The 16,792-nt window shown below is 73.5% G+C and carries 9 protein-coding genes; all 9 read right to left on the minus strand.

Annotation, left to right across the window (positions count from 1 at the left end; translation table 11 throughout):
- Positions 1-481 precede the first annotated feature (481 nt).
- Entirely contained in the window at positions 482-2,272 is a 1,791-nt protein-coding gene (locus UWG_RS0114645; RefSeq protein WP_016907970.1) for a sugar phosphate isomerase/epimerase and 4-hydroxyphenylpyruvate domain-containing protein, read from the minus strand.
- 882 nt (positions 2,273-3,154) lie between these two features.
- Positions 3,155-3,886, minus strand: coding sequence for a hypothetical protein (locus UWG_RS0114650; protein ID WP_078495656.1), 732 nt, complete (start codon positions 3,884-3,886; stop codon positions 3,155-3,157).
- Entirely contained in the window at positions 3,883-5,061 is a 1,179-nt protein-coding gene (locus UWG_RS0114655) for a type VII secretion protein EccE (protein WP_033196147.1), read from the minus strand. Before UWG_RS0114655 ends, UWG_RS0114650 begins: the two co-directional genes overlap by 4 nt.
- Entirely contained in the window at positions 5,058-6,518 is a 1,461-nt protein-coding gene (gene eccB, locus UWG_RS0114660) for a type VII secretion protein EccB (protein WP_016907973.1), read from the minus strand. The genes UWG_RS0114655 and eccB overlap by 4 nt, the downstream gene beginning before the upstream one ends.
- Positions 6,518-8,338 carry a S8 family serine peptidase gene (locus tag UWG_RS0114665; protein ID WP_237720093.1) on the minus strand — a complete coding sequence of 607 codons (1,821 nt, stop codon included), beginning with the start codon at positions 8,336-8,338 and terminating at the stop codon, positions 6,518-6,520. The genes eccB and UWG_RS0114665 overlap by 1 nt, the downstream gene beginning before the upstream one ends.
- Positions 8,335-9,801, minus strand: a complete 1,467-nt coding sequence (gene eccD, locus UWG_RS0114670; RefSeq protein WP_016907975.1) for a type VII secretion integral membrane protein EccD — start codon at positions 9,799-9,801, stop codon at positions 8,335-8,337. Before eccD ends, UWG_RS0114665 begins: the two co-directional genes overlap by 4 nt.
- Before the next feature lie 56 nt (positions 9,802-9,857).
- Positions 9,858-13,835 (minus strand): type VII secretion protein EccC, encoded by a 3,978-nt coding sequence (locus tag UWG_RS0114675; protein WP_016907976.1) that lies wholly within the window; start codon positions 13,833-13,835, stop codon positions 9,858-9,860.
- Positions 13,832-16,264: a hypothetical protein gene (locus tag UWG_RS0114680; protein WP_016907977.1), complete on the minus strand. Its 2,433-nt coding sequence runs from the start codon at positions 16,262-16,264 to the stop codon at positions 13,832-13,834. Before UWG_RS0114680 ends, UWG_RS0114675 begins: the two co-directional genes overlap by 4 nt.
- Positions 16,265-16,288: 24 nt before the next feature.
- Positions 16,289-16,639, minus strand: a complete 351-nt coding sequence (locus UWG_RS0114685) for a hypothetical protein (RefSeq protein ID WP_016907978.1) — start codon at positions 16,637-16,639, stop codon at positions 16,289-16,291.
- Positions 16,640-16,792 lie beyond the last annotated feature (153 nt).

Here is a 16,792-nt window from a genome sequence, read left to right on the forward strand (position 1 = left end):
GGTCGGTTGGCGTCCGCGCGGGAAGCGAGCGGATGGGCGGCGCGCGGTTTCGTGCTACCCGTACGCCGTCGGCGGTCATGCGTGGCTGCTTCGAGACCGGGATGCGCAGCCGACCTCCCCGGGGAGCGGAGCACCGCGCCGACGGCTCCGAGCTCGCTCCCCGGCAGATACCCCTTTCGGGTCGTGGCCCGCGCGATCCTGCATCGCACTCGTTCCCACGGCGTTGAGGACTGGGCGACGGAGCGGTGCGACGGCGCAGCCCAGGGGGCGGGTGCCAACGGACCGGGCGCCGCCCCGAAACCTGCCGTCCCGGCCGGCTCCGTCTCCTGCGGACCCTCGCCGCGTGCGCTGTTCCGTCCTCCCGTCGCCTCCGCGCGACCGGGCACCGCCACGCGTCCCTTTCGGCTCGACGTCGCAGGCCACGAACGCATCAACCGATCAACTCCGCGCCCACCACGGCGCGTTGGCGACGTCGCGGCGTTCACAGCCTCCACTCCGCCGCACGCTGCGCGGCGAGGCGGACCGGCGCGTTGGTGGCGCCGTAACCCCTGTACCCGTCGCGCCGCTCCGTCAGCTCGAAGAAGAGGCGGCCGATCGTCGCGGTGCAGCAGTGGCGGAAGGCGCCGTGGGCGTCCTCGTCGTAGAGGACCCCGAACTCCCGGTACTCGGCGAGGGTTTGGTCGGGCAGCTCGAAGCGGGCCGCCAGGTCGTCGTAGTAGTTCTCGGGGATGGCGAGGAGCCGGCCGCCCGCGTCGCGGAAGGCGCGGGCGGCCGCGAGGACGTCGTCGGTCGCGAGGGCGACGTGCTGGACGCGCGGCGCCTCGTCGGAGGGCGCGGGGCCGCTACCGAGCGCGATCCGTAGGCCGCCGTCGCCACTGGTGAGCGCGTGACTGCGCAACAACCCGCCGGGGTCGACGACTTCGGCGCTCCCCTGCGGACTGAGCCGGAGGACGGAACGGTGGAAGAGAGCGGCCTCGTCGAACCGGTGCCGTGGCTGCATCAGTGCGACGTGGTCGATGTACGTCTCGGGCGCGACCGGGCCGGGCCGCCCCGTGGGGTCGAAGTCGCGGCGCCAGTCGGGAAGTTCGGGTCGGCCGGTCGTGCAGAGGAGCAACTCGGTGCCGTCGGGCGCGGCGAACGCGGCCGGCGGCGCCTCCTCCCCGTCGCTCCTGCGCGGCAGTACGGGCGCCAGGAGCGCCTCGGCACGGGCCGCCAGTTCGGCCGGCTCTTCGGTCTCCAGCCCGAGGGCCCGGAGCACGGTTCCCTCCCGTCGGCTCCCCGCACCCGTGTTGAGGAGGATGCGGGCATCACCGCGCTCCCACAGCGAGACGGGCTTCGTGCGGTGCGTCCCCGTACGCGCGAAGCCGAGCGCCGTCAGCAGGCTGGAGGGCGCCTCGGTGTCGGGGGTGGCGAGCTCGGCGAAGGCGAACCCGGTCGGTGGCGGCGGCGCCGGCAGCTCCGCGAGGCCGACTGACTCCTGGAGCGCGATCAGCGAACGGCGGGCGTCGACGGCCGTGGGGCCCGGATCGGCCTGCCGGAAGACGTCGTTGAAGATTTCGAGCGAGAGCGGGCCGCGGTATCCGGCGGCCAGCACGTGCCGAAGCAGTTGGGCGAGGTCGAATCCCCCTTGACCGGGGAAGCAGCGGTAGTGGCGGCTCCACTGGAGGACGTCCGCCGCCATGAGCGGCGCGTCGGCGAGTTGGAGGAAGAAGAGCTTCTCCGCGGGGATCTCCTCGATGCCGGCCGGTTCCGAGCCGCGCGCGAGGATGTGGAAGCTGTCGAGGCAGACGCCGAGTGCGGGGTGGTCGGCGTTCCGCACGAGGCGCCACGCGTGCTCGTAGGTGTTGACGTGACGTCCCCAGGCGAGCGCCTCGTAGGCGGCTCTGAGGCCGAACTCCTCTGCTGAGTCGGCGAGTTGGCGTAGCTGATCGGCGGCGAGCGCGTCGTCGTCGACCGCGCGGCCGTCGACGCTGGAAGAGACGAGGGCGGTGTCGGCGCCGAGGCGCTGCGTCGTGCGGAACTTGTGTCGGGCGCGGCGCAGGTTGCGGGCGAACTCCGCGGGCGGCACCGCCTCGATGTCGCGCACCGGCTGGTACAGGTCGATACGGAGGCCGAGGTCGGCGCAGCGCTCGCGCACCTCTTCCGGGCTGAGCGGTGATGCCAGCAGGTCGTTCTCGAAGATCTCCACGCCGTCGAATCCGGCGGTGGAGGCAGCGGTGAGTTTCTCCGTGAGGGAGCCGCTGAGGCTGACGGTGGCGATGGCGGTGCGCACGTGGCGCTCCCTTCCGCTGCGGTAGGGGTCACAGAGAGTGCGGGGGGCGTCGACCGCCGCTGCTCGGTCGGCGAGCGTGGCTCCGCCGTCCGGGGCGAGTCCGGTCGACAGGCCCGGTGTTGGCCTCGCCCGCGTCCCGCATCTGCGGGGGGCCGATCGGAGTCGCGGACGGCCTTGCCGCTTGCACGGACAGTGGTGTGCAGGCCGTCGAAGCCGGTGGTGCGGGCGGCGGCCCGCTTCGGGAAGCGGTCGTCGGCGTACGAGGAGCCGATCGAGGTGGCGCACGCCGTGCCGGCCGGCCTGGTGCTGGTGCTGGTGCAGCGTCGGGCTGAGCGGGGGTCGATGCGAGACCCACGGGTAGTCCTGGTCAACGTCCGCTCCGGAAGGAATGCACGGATTGGTCGGTTATCCCTACCAGGAGGATGTCGCCTCGGGGAAAACCGTCGACCCGCGGCGCGCGCTTCCCTGCGGATCCGAACGACCACCGGTGCTCGCGTACGAGCAGCGTCCACGCCCCGGCCCAGGGACCTTTCTGGCTCCGGTCCGGCACCGCCCGCACACGCACACGCGACGCCGCCCGGACCCGAGCAGAGCCCCTCGCCCCCCGGGCCGGCCTCTCAAGTCCGCGCCCATGCAGGCTTCTCGGCACCGGGCGAACGGCGGCACCCGTCGAGCCGCCGGTGACCATCCGGCGGGCTGTCCGGCGCCTCTCCGCCAGGGCCGACCCCGCCGCCCCACCGGCGAAGGGCCGCACCACCGACCGGCTCAGCACCGGCGCGGAACTCGGGGCGCCGACGCGCCACGACACGCGCCTGCCGTCCTGGGCGGGCCCCTCGCCGAGCACGCGCCGGCGCACAACTCGACGGGTGCGCGGGTGGCGCGCTACGGCGGGGTGAGCATGGCGGTCTCCGCCGGCGCGATGTCGAGCCGGAGCACCCGGGAGTGGCCGTCCCTGAAGAGCGCCACCTCGCCCGGTGCGAGCGACGCCGTGACCCGCGCCGCCTCGGCCCCGCAGACGGGGACCACCGCGTCGGCGAACGAGGACCCCAACGTCAGCACGGCGTTGAGGCTCTGCCAGAAGCCGCCGCGCGGCACCTGTCTGCGGACGTGGACCGCCGTGCTCCAGCGCGCGTCGAGCAGGACGGGCGGCGGCCGGCGCACGTCGGAGACGAGCGCCTGCGGCCCGAGGCCCACGCCGGGCGGCTCGCAGACGCGGGACGGCCAGGTGCCCTGGTTCTCCGCGAGTACGAGCCGCCCGCCCGCCGCCTCGCGGAGCGGCTCCCACAGGTTGGGGCCGCGGGTCGCGCCCGTCACGAGGAAACCCGCCGCCACCAGGCGCGAAGCGATCAGGCGCCCGAAGAGCGACTCGCCGAGCACGCCGATCCGCGTGGCCCTGCGCCCCAGCACCGGCAGCGTCACCGGGGCGCCGGTGCGGTCGCTGCCGAGGTGGAGGCCGACGAGCGCGTCGTGCACCCGGAACGGCCCGTGCTCGGCCGGCCGTTCCCACGAGCTGGCGGGCAGCGACGCGACGCCGCCCGCGCCCGCCGGCCGTCCGTGCGAACTCGTCCCACTGCTACCGGGGTTGGTGCGCCCACCGGTGTGTACCGCTCTCATCGCTCTCCCGCTCCCACTGCGAATCCGGTCGCCGCCACCAGGGAGGTGGCGGGGTGGGCCAGCGGCAGGGTCGCCGCGAGGCCCGCGGCCTGGAGCCCGTCGAGCGGCCGCGCCCGGCCCCCGGCCGACAGGCGGTCCCGCTCCTGCGCGGCGCGCTGCGCGTACGTGCTCACCAGCCGCGCGGCACACCGCAGTTCGAGTCCGGAAGGCGGTCCTTCCTGCCGGTCGGTGCGTGCGGCGCGGCCGAAGGTGACCCCGAGGACGACCCGGTCGACGGCGGCGTCGGAGACCGCGGCGAGCAGCCGCCACCAGTCGTCGGGCTCGCGCAGGTCCACGCCGAGCAGGCAGTGCGTCGCCGAACCGCCGGCCCAACTCCGCTCCTCCGCCTGCCCGTTCGGGTCCTCGTCGCCGAGCTGTCGGAGGAGCTGGGTCGCGGCCTCCGCGTCGAGCGGCACGGCGGAGACCCCGAGGGTGTCCAGGCGCGCCGAGACCCGCGCGGCCGCGGCGACGAGCGCCGCCCGTGCGCCTTCGGCGCCGCCGCCGCGCGCCTCGGCGACCTCGGGTGCCTCCCAGGGCTCGTACCGCAGTACGAGCCACGAGCGGATCGCCACCGGGCGGGCGGGCGCGGGGAGTTGGCGGTACGCGAGCGTCGGTTCGAACCGCCCGTGGAAGTCCCAGGGCGGCAAACCGTACTGCTCCAGGAGGAGTTGGACGGTGGCGGGCCGCGCGGCGTCGTCGTCGAGCAACTCGGCGACGAGACCGACGGGGAGCTCCGGGTAGGCACCTGCGGGGAGTTCGAGGACGACGGCGTACCCGCGGCCGTCTCCGACGACGCCCGTCCGCCGCCCGTTGCGGTCGCCGCACTCGGCGACACCGAGCGCGGGGAAGAGGGCGCCCGCCAGCCCGTACTGCTGCCGCGCCGGCGACGGCGAAGGAGCCGCCGGGTGGAGGGCGCCCCGCCGCAGCCTTCGCACGAGGTGCCCCGTGGCGGTGCGCCCGCCCACCGGCACCAGTGCGAGCAGCAGCACGGCGACACCGGTCGCGCCGAGCACGGCGAAAGCGACGGGGCCCATGGCGGCTCCCACCGCGAGGAGCCCAACTGCCGTCTGAAGGGCGACGATTCGCGCCCGGCTGAGATAGCGCCTGCCGGCCGTCGGGGGTTGCGCGACGCTCATCGCGACTCCTTCCCTTCTGCTGCGTCGGACTCCGAGGCGGCCGCCCCGTCGCCGGCCGTCCGGCCGGCGTGCTGGCGCGAGGCCGCCTGGGGGTCGAGGACGGGGCCTGCGGGGAGGAGCGCCACGAACCCCTTGGGCACGGACGGCGCCTCGTCGGGCTGGTACTCGAGGCGTTCCACCGCCTCGCGGGACGAGAAGGGGTAGGCGGTGCCGGTCTCCGTGACGAGCGTGTAGGTGCCGCCGGAGCCGGCCGACGCCGTGGCGCGGACCACGGCGGAGGCGCCGGGGGGCGCGTAAAGCGCGTCGAGGGACCCGAACCCGCTGCCGGAGGCGGAGACCGGGTCGGCCGCGTCCGGCTCCGGCATCCGCTTCGGCAGGTGGACGGTCGCCTCCCAGGGCGCGTCGCCCGGGGCGCTGCCCGGCGGAGCGCTGACGCAGACCGGGCGGCCGCGGTCCCTGCGGTCGACCTCGGGCAGCCGCTCGGGCCACGAGCGGTCGCCGGGGGCGCGCGCCGTGGAGCGGGGCGCTGAGGCCGCCTGCGCCGGGGTGAGTCGGTGCTCGGTCGCTCCCGTGGTGCGCAGCAGGGTGTAGACGAGCTCGGAGACGGCGGTGAGTCCGTCCGAACGCACCTGGTAGTACTGCGGGTTGACGCCGCCGAGGTCGCTGTTGGCGAGGTCGCCGACGCGCGCCTTGCCCGGCAGACGCGCCTCGGGTGTGCTGCCCTCCCCCGCCGGAGCCTCGGGCGCCTTGATGGCGGGACCCTCGGGGACGGTCGCCAACACGGCGTCGGGCAGGGGGAGATGCTCGGCCCGCTGGAGGCCGAGGACGTCGCGGACCGGCTTGCTCAGCGCGTAGCGCCGTCCGTCGGTGAGGAGCCACAGCGCCCCGTTCGGCGCCGACGCGAGCACCGTCGCCGAGGAGGCGGGGCCGCCGCCCGCGCGGGGCGCGGCCTCGGGGACGGCGAGGTACAGGTGGGTGCGAGGGTTCTCCGCCGGGTCGCCGCCCGGGACCGTGCAGACCGTCCAATCCTCCTCGGAGAGCTGCGAGTTGCCGGGAAGCACGTCGGGCGCCGACGGTATGCCGACGGGGAGGCCGCGGCGCACGCCCTCCAGCGCGTCGGAGCGGACCTCGGTGCGCTTGCCGCCGCCGACGAGGAGGGCGGAGCTGAGGTTGAGCGCGGGGTGGAGCACGCCGTCGGAGACGACGTAGCGGTCGCCGCTGCCGCTGACCACCACCGCACCGTCGGCGGGGAGTTCGGGGCCGCTGCCCCCGCCGAGCCACCCGGCGACGCCGAACCCGGCCATCACCAGGATGCCGAGCGCCACTCCGCCCGCCAGGGAACGGTTCAAGCGGCGGCGCGGGTCGCGGATCGCCTCGTCGCTGCCGCGCAGGAGGCTCGTGACCTGGCGGCGGTTGTCGTAGGAGTGAGCCTCTGCCTTGTCTCGGGTGGTCGCCATCAACTCGTCCGGTGGTTACGTCGGTTCACGGTCTGCGCAAGGGGCGCCGCCGAAGTGCTCCGGCTTCCCGGAGGCGGCTCGGGCGGTCCGGTGAGGCGTTCGAGCGCGTGGGCCGCGGGCTGTTCCCGCGGCGCGTGGCGGTGCTGCCCGTCGTGGCCGGCCGCCGTCGGGCCCGCACGCCAGCCGCGGCGGGCGGCGCGGCGCACCGCAGGGGCACCGAGGAGCGAGACGACCACGGCGAGGAGCAGCACGGCGCTCCACACGACGGCCGTACGGCCCCCGCCCTCCAGCACCGGGCGGGGCTCGGGGACGGGTTGGACGGGGAGAGCGGCCTGGTCGGAAGCGCGCTCCTCGGCGTCGGATCGGTCCTCGCCGCCGGCGAGTTGGGTGAGCGCACCGAACGGGTCGACCACGCCCGCGCCGGTGCGGGGGTCGCGCCCGCCGCCGACGGGGGCGGCCGAGGCGACGAGGCGGTCGGCGACCTCGCCGGCGTCGAGTCCCGGATGGCGCGAGCGCACGAGTGCGGCCGCGGCCGCGACCTGGGGGGCGGCGAAGCTCGTGCCCTTCTCGCTGCGGAAGCCGCGTCCGCCCGACGCCAGTACCGCCTCTTCCTCGCCGTAGGCGGCGAGGTCGACCCAGTCTCCGCTGTTCGACTCCTGCATGGGCTGCCCGTCCGCGGCTACGGCGCCGACCGCCAACACGCCCTTGTACGCAGCCGGGTAGGTCTTGGGTGCGGAGCCGCTCCCGGCTGTTTCCTCCGCGCTGCCCTCGTTTCCCGCTGCCGCGACGACGAGGACGTCGTCCTGCACGGCGCGGCGTACCGCCGCGCGGACCGGGGCGCGGTCGACGGGGAGCGCGAAGGAGAGGTTGAGGATCTTCGCGTCGCCCGCGGCGGCCCGGTCGATGGCAGCGGCGAGCGCCTCCCCCGAGGCGTTCTCCACGCCGTCGGCGACGCGGACCGAGCGGACCCGTGCGCCGGGAGCCACCCCGGGGAGCGGGCTGTCGGCCGTGCGCTGTGCCGCGATCAGCCCTGCCACGGCGGTTCCGTGACCCTCGCAGTCGAGGTCGGGAGAGCGCGGCTGCTGGATGCGGAAGCCTTCCTTCGTGCGGACGGTCGCCACTTCGGCCGCGGTGCCCACCACGCCGTCGAGGCCGGGGTGGCGGTCGTCGACCCCGGAGTCGACGACGCCGACGGTGACACCCTCGCCCTGCGCCAGGTCCCATGCCTGCGCGAGGCCGAGCCGCTCGACCAGGCCGGCGCCCTTCGCCGCGGGGGGCTTCGCCCCGCCTTTCTCGGGGGCTTGGCGGCAGGAGGTGTCGACACGTGCGGGTTTCTTCACGGAGGCGTGCACGGAGCCCGCGTACGCCGGTGCGGCGTGCGGGACGGGCAGGGAAGCGGCGTGCAGGCTCGCGGCGTGCGCGGGCGCGTGGACGGACGGACGCGTCGGCGCGGTCGGTGCGGGGATGGAACGTCCTTGCGTGCGGGCGTAACGGGCGGCGGACGGCGCCGCGTCCGGGCCCGAGGACACGAGGGATGCGCCCTCGTGCACTCTCGCCGACGCGCCCGCCCCGCGCTCCGGGCGCTGACCCGCGTTCGACGAGCCCCCGTGGCCCACGTCCGCACGGTCCGCCCCGGCGCCTGCGAGCGCGGCGTCCGCGCCCCGAGCCGCCTCGCGCGGCGACACGTCGACCCCTCGACCGTCGTCCCGTCCGCTCCCCTCCGCGAGCGGGGCGAGCAGGACCACCGCGACGAGCGCCGGCACGCAGCGCCGGGCCGTGCCCCTGAGTTCCCTCGTACGGCGGCGAGTTCGCGGGGTCACGCCTTCAGCTCCAGCAGCGCGGTGTAGACGCCCCAGACGGCGAGGACGAGCGGGACGACGGAGAGGAGCAGGGTCGTCTCCACGGCGTCGAGGAGCCTGGCGAACCTCGGGTTGAGGGCGCGGCGCCCGCTGTAGAGGCCGACGGCGCACGCGACGAGCGCGACGGCGAGGCAGACCGGCACCGAGACCGCCAGCAGCGGCAGCACCTCACCCGCGAAGTCGGCGACGAGGAGCACCGCCGCGCCGAGCAGCACGGCGAGCCCGGTGGCGAGCGACACGGCCGTCTGCGGCGCCTCGCGGAAGAGGCGGGCCCGCAGCAGCGCCAGCACCCACAGGGCTCCGGCGAGCACCCCGGCCCACAGTCCACCGGCGGCGAGCAGCGTCAACGCCCCGGCGAGGACGACGAGTTGGCAGCCGGCCAGCATCCCCGTCAGCAGCCGTCGCGCGCGGTCGACGCGCGCCCGCAGCTCCCGGTGCCCGATCTGCTCGGGCAACTCCTCCAACCCACCCGCGTCGGTCGCGAGTTGCGGCCCCGGGATGTGCGCGAGGCGCAAGGCGAGCGCAGGCAGCAGCGGTACCGCAGCGAGCGCCAGCGGCGCGGCCACTGCCGCGGCGGGTGCGGCGCCCGCGTCCCACACCACGGCGATGAAGGCTCCCACGGCGGCGAAGGTCGAGGCCACCACGAGCGCGGCGAAGGTGCCGTCTCCCCCGCCCACGAGAAGGGGACCAGCGGCGCCGAAGACCGCGACGACCGCGCAACCCAACAGCAGGTGGGGGGCGTCGGGTTGACCGGGCCAGAGGGGTTCGGCCCCGCCGAGGAGCCGCATCGCCCCGACCGCTCCGGGTACCGCGGAGAGGACCGCCGCGAAGGTGCCGGCGGAGAGGTCGGCGAAGGCGCGCGACAGCAGTCCGGCGAGCCCGAGCCCGAGCAGGCCCGTGACGAGCCCGAGGTAACCGGCGAGGACGCCGGGCGCCACCGCCAGGGCTGCGGCGGCGCCGAGCACGGCGACGGCGGCGAACGCGCCGGCGGTGCGGCGGGTGGCGGCGGCCGGCCACGGGGTGCGCACGCTCTCGGCGCCGATCACCTCCACCACGTCGTCGTAGAGGGGCGGTGGCTGCTCCTCGGTGCCGTGGGTGAGGAAGAGCAGGTGTCCCTCCCTGACCTGTTGGGCGCCGAGGGTGCGCGACGCGTCGAGGCGGGTGCCGTCGGAGGTGCGCAGCGCCCAACCGCCGTGCAGCGCGCCGCCGTCGGGCCCGGGCTCCTCTCCTGCGTGCTGGAGCAGCGACGGCAGCAGGCGCGCGAGCGGGACGCCGAGCGGTACCGCGAGGTCCACCCGGCTGCTCGGTCCTGCTACGGCGATACGGCAGAAGTCCCCTCCGTCCGCGCCGGCGCGCGCCGGCGTGCGGGGCTCGGTGCCCGCGGGTTCCGTGGAGGGTGCGCGCGTCTGGGGTGCGGTCGTCATCTCGTCACGCTCACAGTGGTGTGCTCTCGGCGGGTGGCTCTCGGGACGATCGGGGCTCAGCGATCCAGCGGCGGCGGGTCGGACCGCACCAGCTGCACAGGCGTGTTGCCGAGCTTGCGGTGGAGCATCAGTCCGCGCCCCGCTTGGCGCTTCGCCGGGCGCTGGCCCCAGACGGGCGGTTCCTCCTTGGGCATGCTCAACAGCACGCCGGGGAAGTTGAGTTCGCGCATGCGGTTGATCACCGGGTCCCCGCTCGCCCGCGCCGCGCCCCCGGCCTGCCGGGTGACGAAGAGGTGCAGCCCGATCCCCCTGGCCTGCGGCAGGAACTCCACGAGCTGGCGCAGCGGGTTGCCGGCCGAGGTGGCGACGAGGTCGTAGTCGTCGACGAGGACGTAGATTTCGGGACCCGTCCACCAGGACCGGTCGCGCAGTTGCTCCGGTGTGACGTCGGGCCCGGGCAGCCGCTCCTTGAAGCCGGCGGCTAGCCCGGCCACCACCTGCGTCGCGGTGTCGTGGTTGCCCGCGTAGCCCAGCAGGCTGTCGCCCGAGAACTCCTGGAACATCGTCATCCGGTAGTCGAGGACGACGAGCTTCGCTTCGCGCGGCTCCCAGCCCTCGACCACCTGCCGCGCCACGCCGCGCAGGACGGAGGTCTTCCCGGTCTCGCTGTCGCCGAGCACCACCATGCCGTTGTCGCGGCCCGGCACGAACCGCACCGGTTCGAGCCGGTTGCCTTCCAGCGCGACGACGACGCCCCGCTCCCCCTCCTCCGCCGACGGCTGCGGCGGTACGGCGTCGAGCGGGAAGTCCGCGGGGAGCAGCCTGACACGGGGCGCCGGGTCGCCCGTCCACGCCTCGTCGACGCGGCGGACGAAGTCCGCGAGCCCGTCGCCGAGTCGGGCGTCGCTGCGCTCGCCGTCGAACCGCGGAACGGCGGTGAGGAAGTGGAGCCGTTCGGACGTGATGCCGCGCCCCGGACGGCCCGAGGGCACCGTCCGCTGGGCCTTGCGGTCGACCTCCGAGTCGAGGGCGTCGCCGAGCTTCAACTCCACCTTGGTGCCGATGAGGTCGCGCAGTCCCATGCGCATGTCCATCCAGCGGTTTCCCGAGACGACGAGGTGGACCCCGTAGGTGAGCATCCGCCCGGCGACGCCCATCAGCGTCTCCTCCAACTGCGGGAAGTTCTGCCGCAGCACCTGCCATCCGTCGACGACGAGGAAGACGTCCCCGAACGCGTCCTGCGGGACCCGCCCTTCGGCGCGGAGCCTGCGGTAGTCGGCCATGGAGTCGACGTGCAGTTCGCGGAAGCGCAACTCGCGGTCCTCCAGCACCTCGAGGACCTCGGCGACCGTCCGCGTGACGAGTTCGGCGTCGAGCCTTCCGGCGACCTGGCCGACGTGCGGGAGTCCGGAGAGGCCGAAGAGGGTGCCGCTGAAGTCGAGGCAGTAGAACTGGACTTCGCGCGGGGTGTGGCGCAGCGCGAGCGAGCCGATGAGGCTGCGCAGCGCGGTCGACTTCCCGCTGTGGGGACCGCCGACGACCGCCATGTGCCCGCCGGCGCCGGAGAGGTCGAGGGTGAAGGGGTCGCGGCGCTGGTGGTAGGGGCGGTCCACGGTGCCGATGACCGCCTCCAGCGCCGGGCGCGACGTCGCGGCGGTGAGGCCGCGGCCCTCGCGGGGCGCCGCGTCCGGGTAGAGCGCGTCGAGCGTCTCGGGCTCGTCCAGCGGCGGCAGCCACACCTGGTGGGCCTGCGGCCCCTGCCCTGCCATCTGCTCCACCATGACGTCGAGGATCGTGTTGCCCATCTCCTCGTCCTCATCGAACTCGTCCTCGGCGAGGACGGGTTCGGGTTCGGGGAGCCGCAGCTCCTCCGGGACGGGGAGGTACCCGGCGGGGAAGGGACGTACGTCGACCGGGCCGCTGAGTGCGCTGCCGTGGTCGTCGTCGCCCGTGCGGTAGGCCCCGGAGACGTACGCGGCGCGGAATCTGCGGAGCGTCGTGGTGTCGGTGCGGAGGTAGCCGTGCCCGGGGGAGCTGGGCAGGTGGTGCGCGTCCGTGACGCCGAGCGCAGCGCGGCTCTCCTGCTCGGAGAAGGTGCGGAGGCCGATCCGGTAGGAGAGGTGGGCCTCCAGTCCGCGGAGCCTTCCTTCGTCCAATCGCTGCGAGGCGAGGAGGAGATGGAGGCCGAGGGAGCGGCCGAGCCGACCGATCTGGACGAAGAGGTCGGCGAAGTCGGGCTTCTGGGCGAGGAGTTCGGAGAACTCGTCGACGACGATGAAGAGGCTCGGCAGCGGCGGCAGGTCGGCACCGCGCTGCCTCGCCCGCTCGTAGTCGCGCACCGAGACGAGGTTCCCCGCGTCGCGCAGCACCTCCTGCCGGCGGTTCATCTCGCCGGATATCGCCTCCCGCATGCGGTCGACGAGCGTGAGGTCGTCCTCCAGGTTGGTGATGACGGCGGCGACGTGCGGCAGCTCGGACATGCCGGCGAAGGTCGCGCCGCCCTTGAAGTCGACGAGGACGAAGTTGAGTTGCTCGGCCGGGTGCGTGGAGGCCATCGCGAGGACGAGTGTCCGCAGCAGCTCCGACTTGCCGGAGCCGGTGGCGCCGACGAGCAGGCCGTGCGGGCCCATGCCGTTCTGCGCCGACTCCTTGATGTCCAGCTCCAGGGTGCCGCCCTCGGCGGAGAGGCCGACCGGCACCTTCAGCCGGTCGCGCATCGGGCGGGAGCGCCACAGCACGTCGAGGTCGAGTCGCCCGGGGTCGGCCACCCCCAGCAGACCGGGGAGCGTCGTGTCGGCCGTGCTGAGGTCCTCGGTCTGCGCGGTCGAGGAGTCGAGTCGGTACGGCGCCAACTGCTGGGCGAGCGCCGCGGTTTGCGGATGCGGGAGCTGGTCCGCCGCGCCCAGGTCGTCGCTGGACTCACCGGAGAGGACGCTCAACTCACCGCCCTCCACGGCGAGTCGGATGCCGTGCGCGGCCGTGAGCCCCGAGGCGCGGCCGTCGAGGTCGAGCACGGTCACGCCCTGCATGCCGCCCGGGTCGAGCAGTGCCTCGGACCCGATGACGAGCCCGCCGTCGAGGACGACGAGGAGGTGGGGCATGTCCGGATCGGGCTCGGAGTCCCTGTTGAACCGGGTACGCCTGCTCAACTCCGCGCCGAGCAGGTCCTCCAGGCCGGCGAGGCTGCCGTGGACGAGCCGCACCGGGCCCGCGTGGTCGACCTCCTCCGGGTGGTGCGCGTGCGGAAGCCACTTCACCCACGCCCACTCCGCACCGTCCGGGTCGCTCGCGCAGACCAGCACCCGCAGGTCGCGGGGCGCGTGGAAGACGGCGGCCTGCGCCAGGACGGAGCGCAGCAGCCCGCGTACTCCCTCCTCCTCGCCTTCCACGGCGACGGAGGCGAACCTGCGCAGGGCCAACTGGACCGGCAGCGAGGGGACTACGGAGTGGGCGTCGACGAACCGCTTCAACGCGACGGCGCTCAGCGGGTCGAGGTCCTCGACGGGCGCCGACTCACCCGGAACCAGCGGCGTCGCCAGGTAGCGCGGCCCTGTGCCGATCCGCACCACCCCGAAGTCCCCGTCGGCGGAGCGGCGCTCCCACAGCCGCCGGCTCGCCGCGACGGCCCAGAGCGCGCCGGGCTCGGGCGCCGCCCAACGCAGCGCGTCCGCCTGTGCGTCCGCGGTCTTGCGCACCTCGGCACGGGTCCGCTCCAGGTACCGCAGGTACTCCCTGCGCTCCTGCTGCGCCTGCCCCTTGGTGCTGCCGCGCTGCCGCAGCAGCGAGCCGACGACCATCGCGAGCGAGGAGACGAGGAACATCGTCCCGACGACGTAGCCGATCGGGCCGCGGCCCATCGTCAGCATGTACATCACGGAGCCGAGGCCGCTGAGGGCGGGGAGTGCGGTGAGCCAGACGTTGTTGTTGGGGTCGGGCTGGGGGAGTTCGGGGGGTGGCTTGAGGGTCAAGTCGCCCGTGGGGGCGGTGGGTCGGGGGGCTCGGGCAGGGCGGCGGAAGAGGGTGGTGGGGGTCATCCGAATGGTTTCCTGCCGCTGTCGTAGCCTTCGTTGATGGAAAAGGGGTCCGCGAAGTCGAAGTTGTCTTCCAAGTTGTCGAATTGGCGTCTGAGGGTGGTTTCCCTGGGCCCTTTTCCGTCTTCGGATTCCGCGCCGAAGACATCAGGGATCCCAGTGTCTTCGTCCACTTTGTAACCGGCGTCCTGCGCAGCGGTCGCGAGCATGTACTCAACACTGTGAGTACCCCAGTGACGATGCTCGAATTCGTATGGATTGGGGGGTTTCGAACCCACGTCCACGGTGTTTCTGAGTCCTTCGGCCAAGGCGGTGCCTGCGGCACCCGCCGCGGGCCCCCCAAGACCTGATGCGAAGGCGACACCACTCAGGATCGATGTCTTGACGTTGTTGGGGTCTATTTGGAGAGACGTGTCCGCCGCCTCGACGCCTCCGTGCACGAGCCCCTGTGCCGTCGAGACCCCGGTGACCATCGAGCCGATCCACGCATCGTCACCGTCTCCGTGCTCAAACGCTTCGTACGCCTTGCTGTACTGCCAGGCACCGACGCCCGCTTCGAACTGCGCGGTCACGTCGTCATCGAAGTTCTGCATCATTGTGAACAGCTCGGCCTGGTCCTCCTGCGCAAGCTCGAATCCGTACGGATAATCCCTGCCGTAGAGGTCGTCAAGGTCCCGCACCATCCCCGACTCCGGCTCCGCCGAAATCTGCGACAGGAAATCCATGTTGCGCACGGCAGTATCGGCGATCGCTTCCTGGAGCCCGGTGCCCCCGGCCGGGCCATCCACTCCCAGTACGTCTGCTTTCAGTGCGTCCGACTGATCGATCGCGCCAGTGAGGACGTTGAAGGACGCGTCGAAGTAGCGTTCGGCCTCCTTGTCGTCGTAGGAGACGTCCTCGGGCAGCGTGGTGCCCGAGGTGACGAAGTCCCCAGCACCCGAAGAGTCTCCCCAACCCGCACCGAGCAGTTCTTTTACCCTGTCTTCGTCGCCGAGCCATTCGGCCGTGGCGCCGGAGTTGAGCGACGCTGCAGAGAGCAGGCCGCCGACGCCGTCGGCAGAGATATTCGGCCGATTGCCGAAATGGTCGTTCCGCAGGTCTCTGTTGTTGAGCCTGTCGATCTCCTCGTTCTCGTTGTCGATGGCCTTCTGCACATCGACGGCGACGTCAGCCATCGCGGTGCTGAACTCGTCGCCCGAGGCCACCGTCGCGTTGCCCATGAGCCCGGCAAAGCCGTCGAACTTCGCGACGATGTCACGCTTTTCGCCGCTCGCGGTCAAGGAGTCGGAGATCCGCTCGTCGTAGCCGTCCATGTACTCGACGACGCCGGCGGGCATCGCCTGCGCGTTCCCCCCGGCCGCCGGGTTCATCACGGTGTTGATGCCGTTGGCGACCGCCTGCTGAGCCGTGCCGACCGGCCCGTCGGCGTCGTCGGGGTCCAGGTGCCCGAGCGCCGAGAGCGCCTCGGCGTCCAACTCGCCGACGTAGAGGTGGACGTAACGCGCTGCCGCGGAATCCTCGCTGTCGAAGTCCTCCCGGATTTCACCGTTCTCGTCGTAGATGTCGTCGAGCGCCGAATCGAGGCCGACGCTGTACACCCCGAGCGCGTGCGGGTCCGGCTCGTCCTTCTGTAGCTCCTCGTTGAGACGCTCGCCGTTGTACTCCGCCATCTCGGGGCTCGACCACAGGCCGCCCGGGTCCTCGGAGGTGTCGAAGCCCGACTGCTCCAGCTCGTAGGCGAGTTCGGCCATCCGCGAGCGGTACTGCTCGATGGCGTCGTCGATGTTGCCGTCGGCGGTTTCCGTGGCCTCGATCGCTGCCTCCAGATGCTTCTGGCGGATCCGGAACTTCAGGTCCCACGGCGCGTCCCAGCCCGACTCGTCCTGCACGGCGGTGTACGTGATGTCGCCGTAGGTGACCTTCGGCGCGTCCTTGATGCTGTCGAGCAGTATCGAGCCGCTCTCCGTACGCTCCAGCGCACTGCGTACGTTGCCGAGGTCGCGCTCGGCGTCCGTGTTGAGGTCCTCGATCTCCTGGTCGAGGCCGCCGCCGTAGTCGCCGCCGCCGTCGATGATCTCCTCGTTCTCGTCGATGCAGTCCTGTGCGAGGCCGATCCCCCGCATGACGTTGCCGACGACGGCGTCCATGTCCTCGCCGTTCCCACCGAGATCGTTCGAGGTCAACTCGCCGCGCTGCTCCTTGTCGATGAGCTCCTGCCCGTCGACGCTGCCGGACTCGGCGCCCTGCTCACCCGCGACGCGCGCGAGATCGCCCGCCGACTCCGCCTCCCCCGCCGCACGGGCGTACTGGGCGGCGACATCCGCCATCTCGTCCTCGTTCACCTCGTCCGAGAAGTCGTCGCGGCGCTGCCACGGGTCGATGTTGGTCCCCTCCAGGACGTCGCTCTTGGTGAAGCCGACCTCGCCGGGCATCTCCCAACTCCCCTTTCTCGGCGCTCACATGCCGTCGGTGACGGAGCGAGCCACGTCCGAGCCGGAGTCGCCCGCCGTCCGTAGCTGCGTGTGCGTGTCCGTGTCGACGTCCTCGCCGAGGTCGGCGACGCGGTGGTCGGCGCCGCTCATGTCGTCGCGGTCCTCGGCCGCCTTGCCGGCGCCGCGCGCCTGCCGCTCGCTGTTGCCGTTGAGGGCGCTCACGTACGCGTCCGCGCCACCGAACTGCGCCCCGCCGGCCTCCACGCCCCTGAGGTGGCCCCGGGCGCCCTCCGCCGCGTCGGCCGAACGGTTGCTCGTGCGTCCGCCCTCCCTGAACCCCTCGGGCAGGTAGTCCAGCCCTGCGTCCTCGCTCATCGTTCCTCCCTCGCTCACTCGCCCAACGTGCCCGGGCCGGCCCTGCGTCGGGGGCGCCACACCTCGGCGTCCTCGCGCAGCTCGGTGCCCTTGCCCTCACGGCGCTTCCGCTCACCACCGCGCGCCTTCTGCCCGCCCGCGCCCGCGGGCGCG

Origin of the sequence: Streptomyces xiaopingdaonensis, assembly GCF_000262345.1 — a bacterium.
Lineage (GTDB): Bacteria > Actinomycetota > Actinomycetes > Streptomycetales > Streptomycetaceae > Streptomyces > Streptomyces xiaopingdaonensis.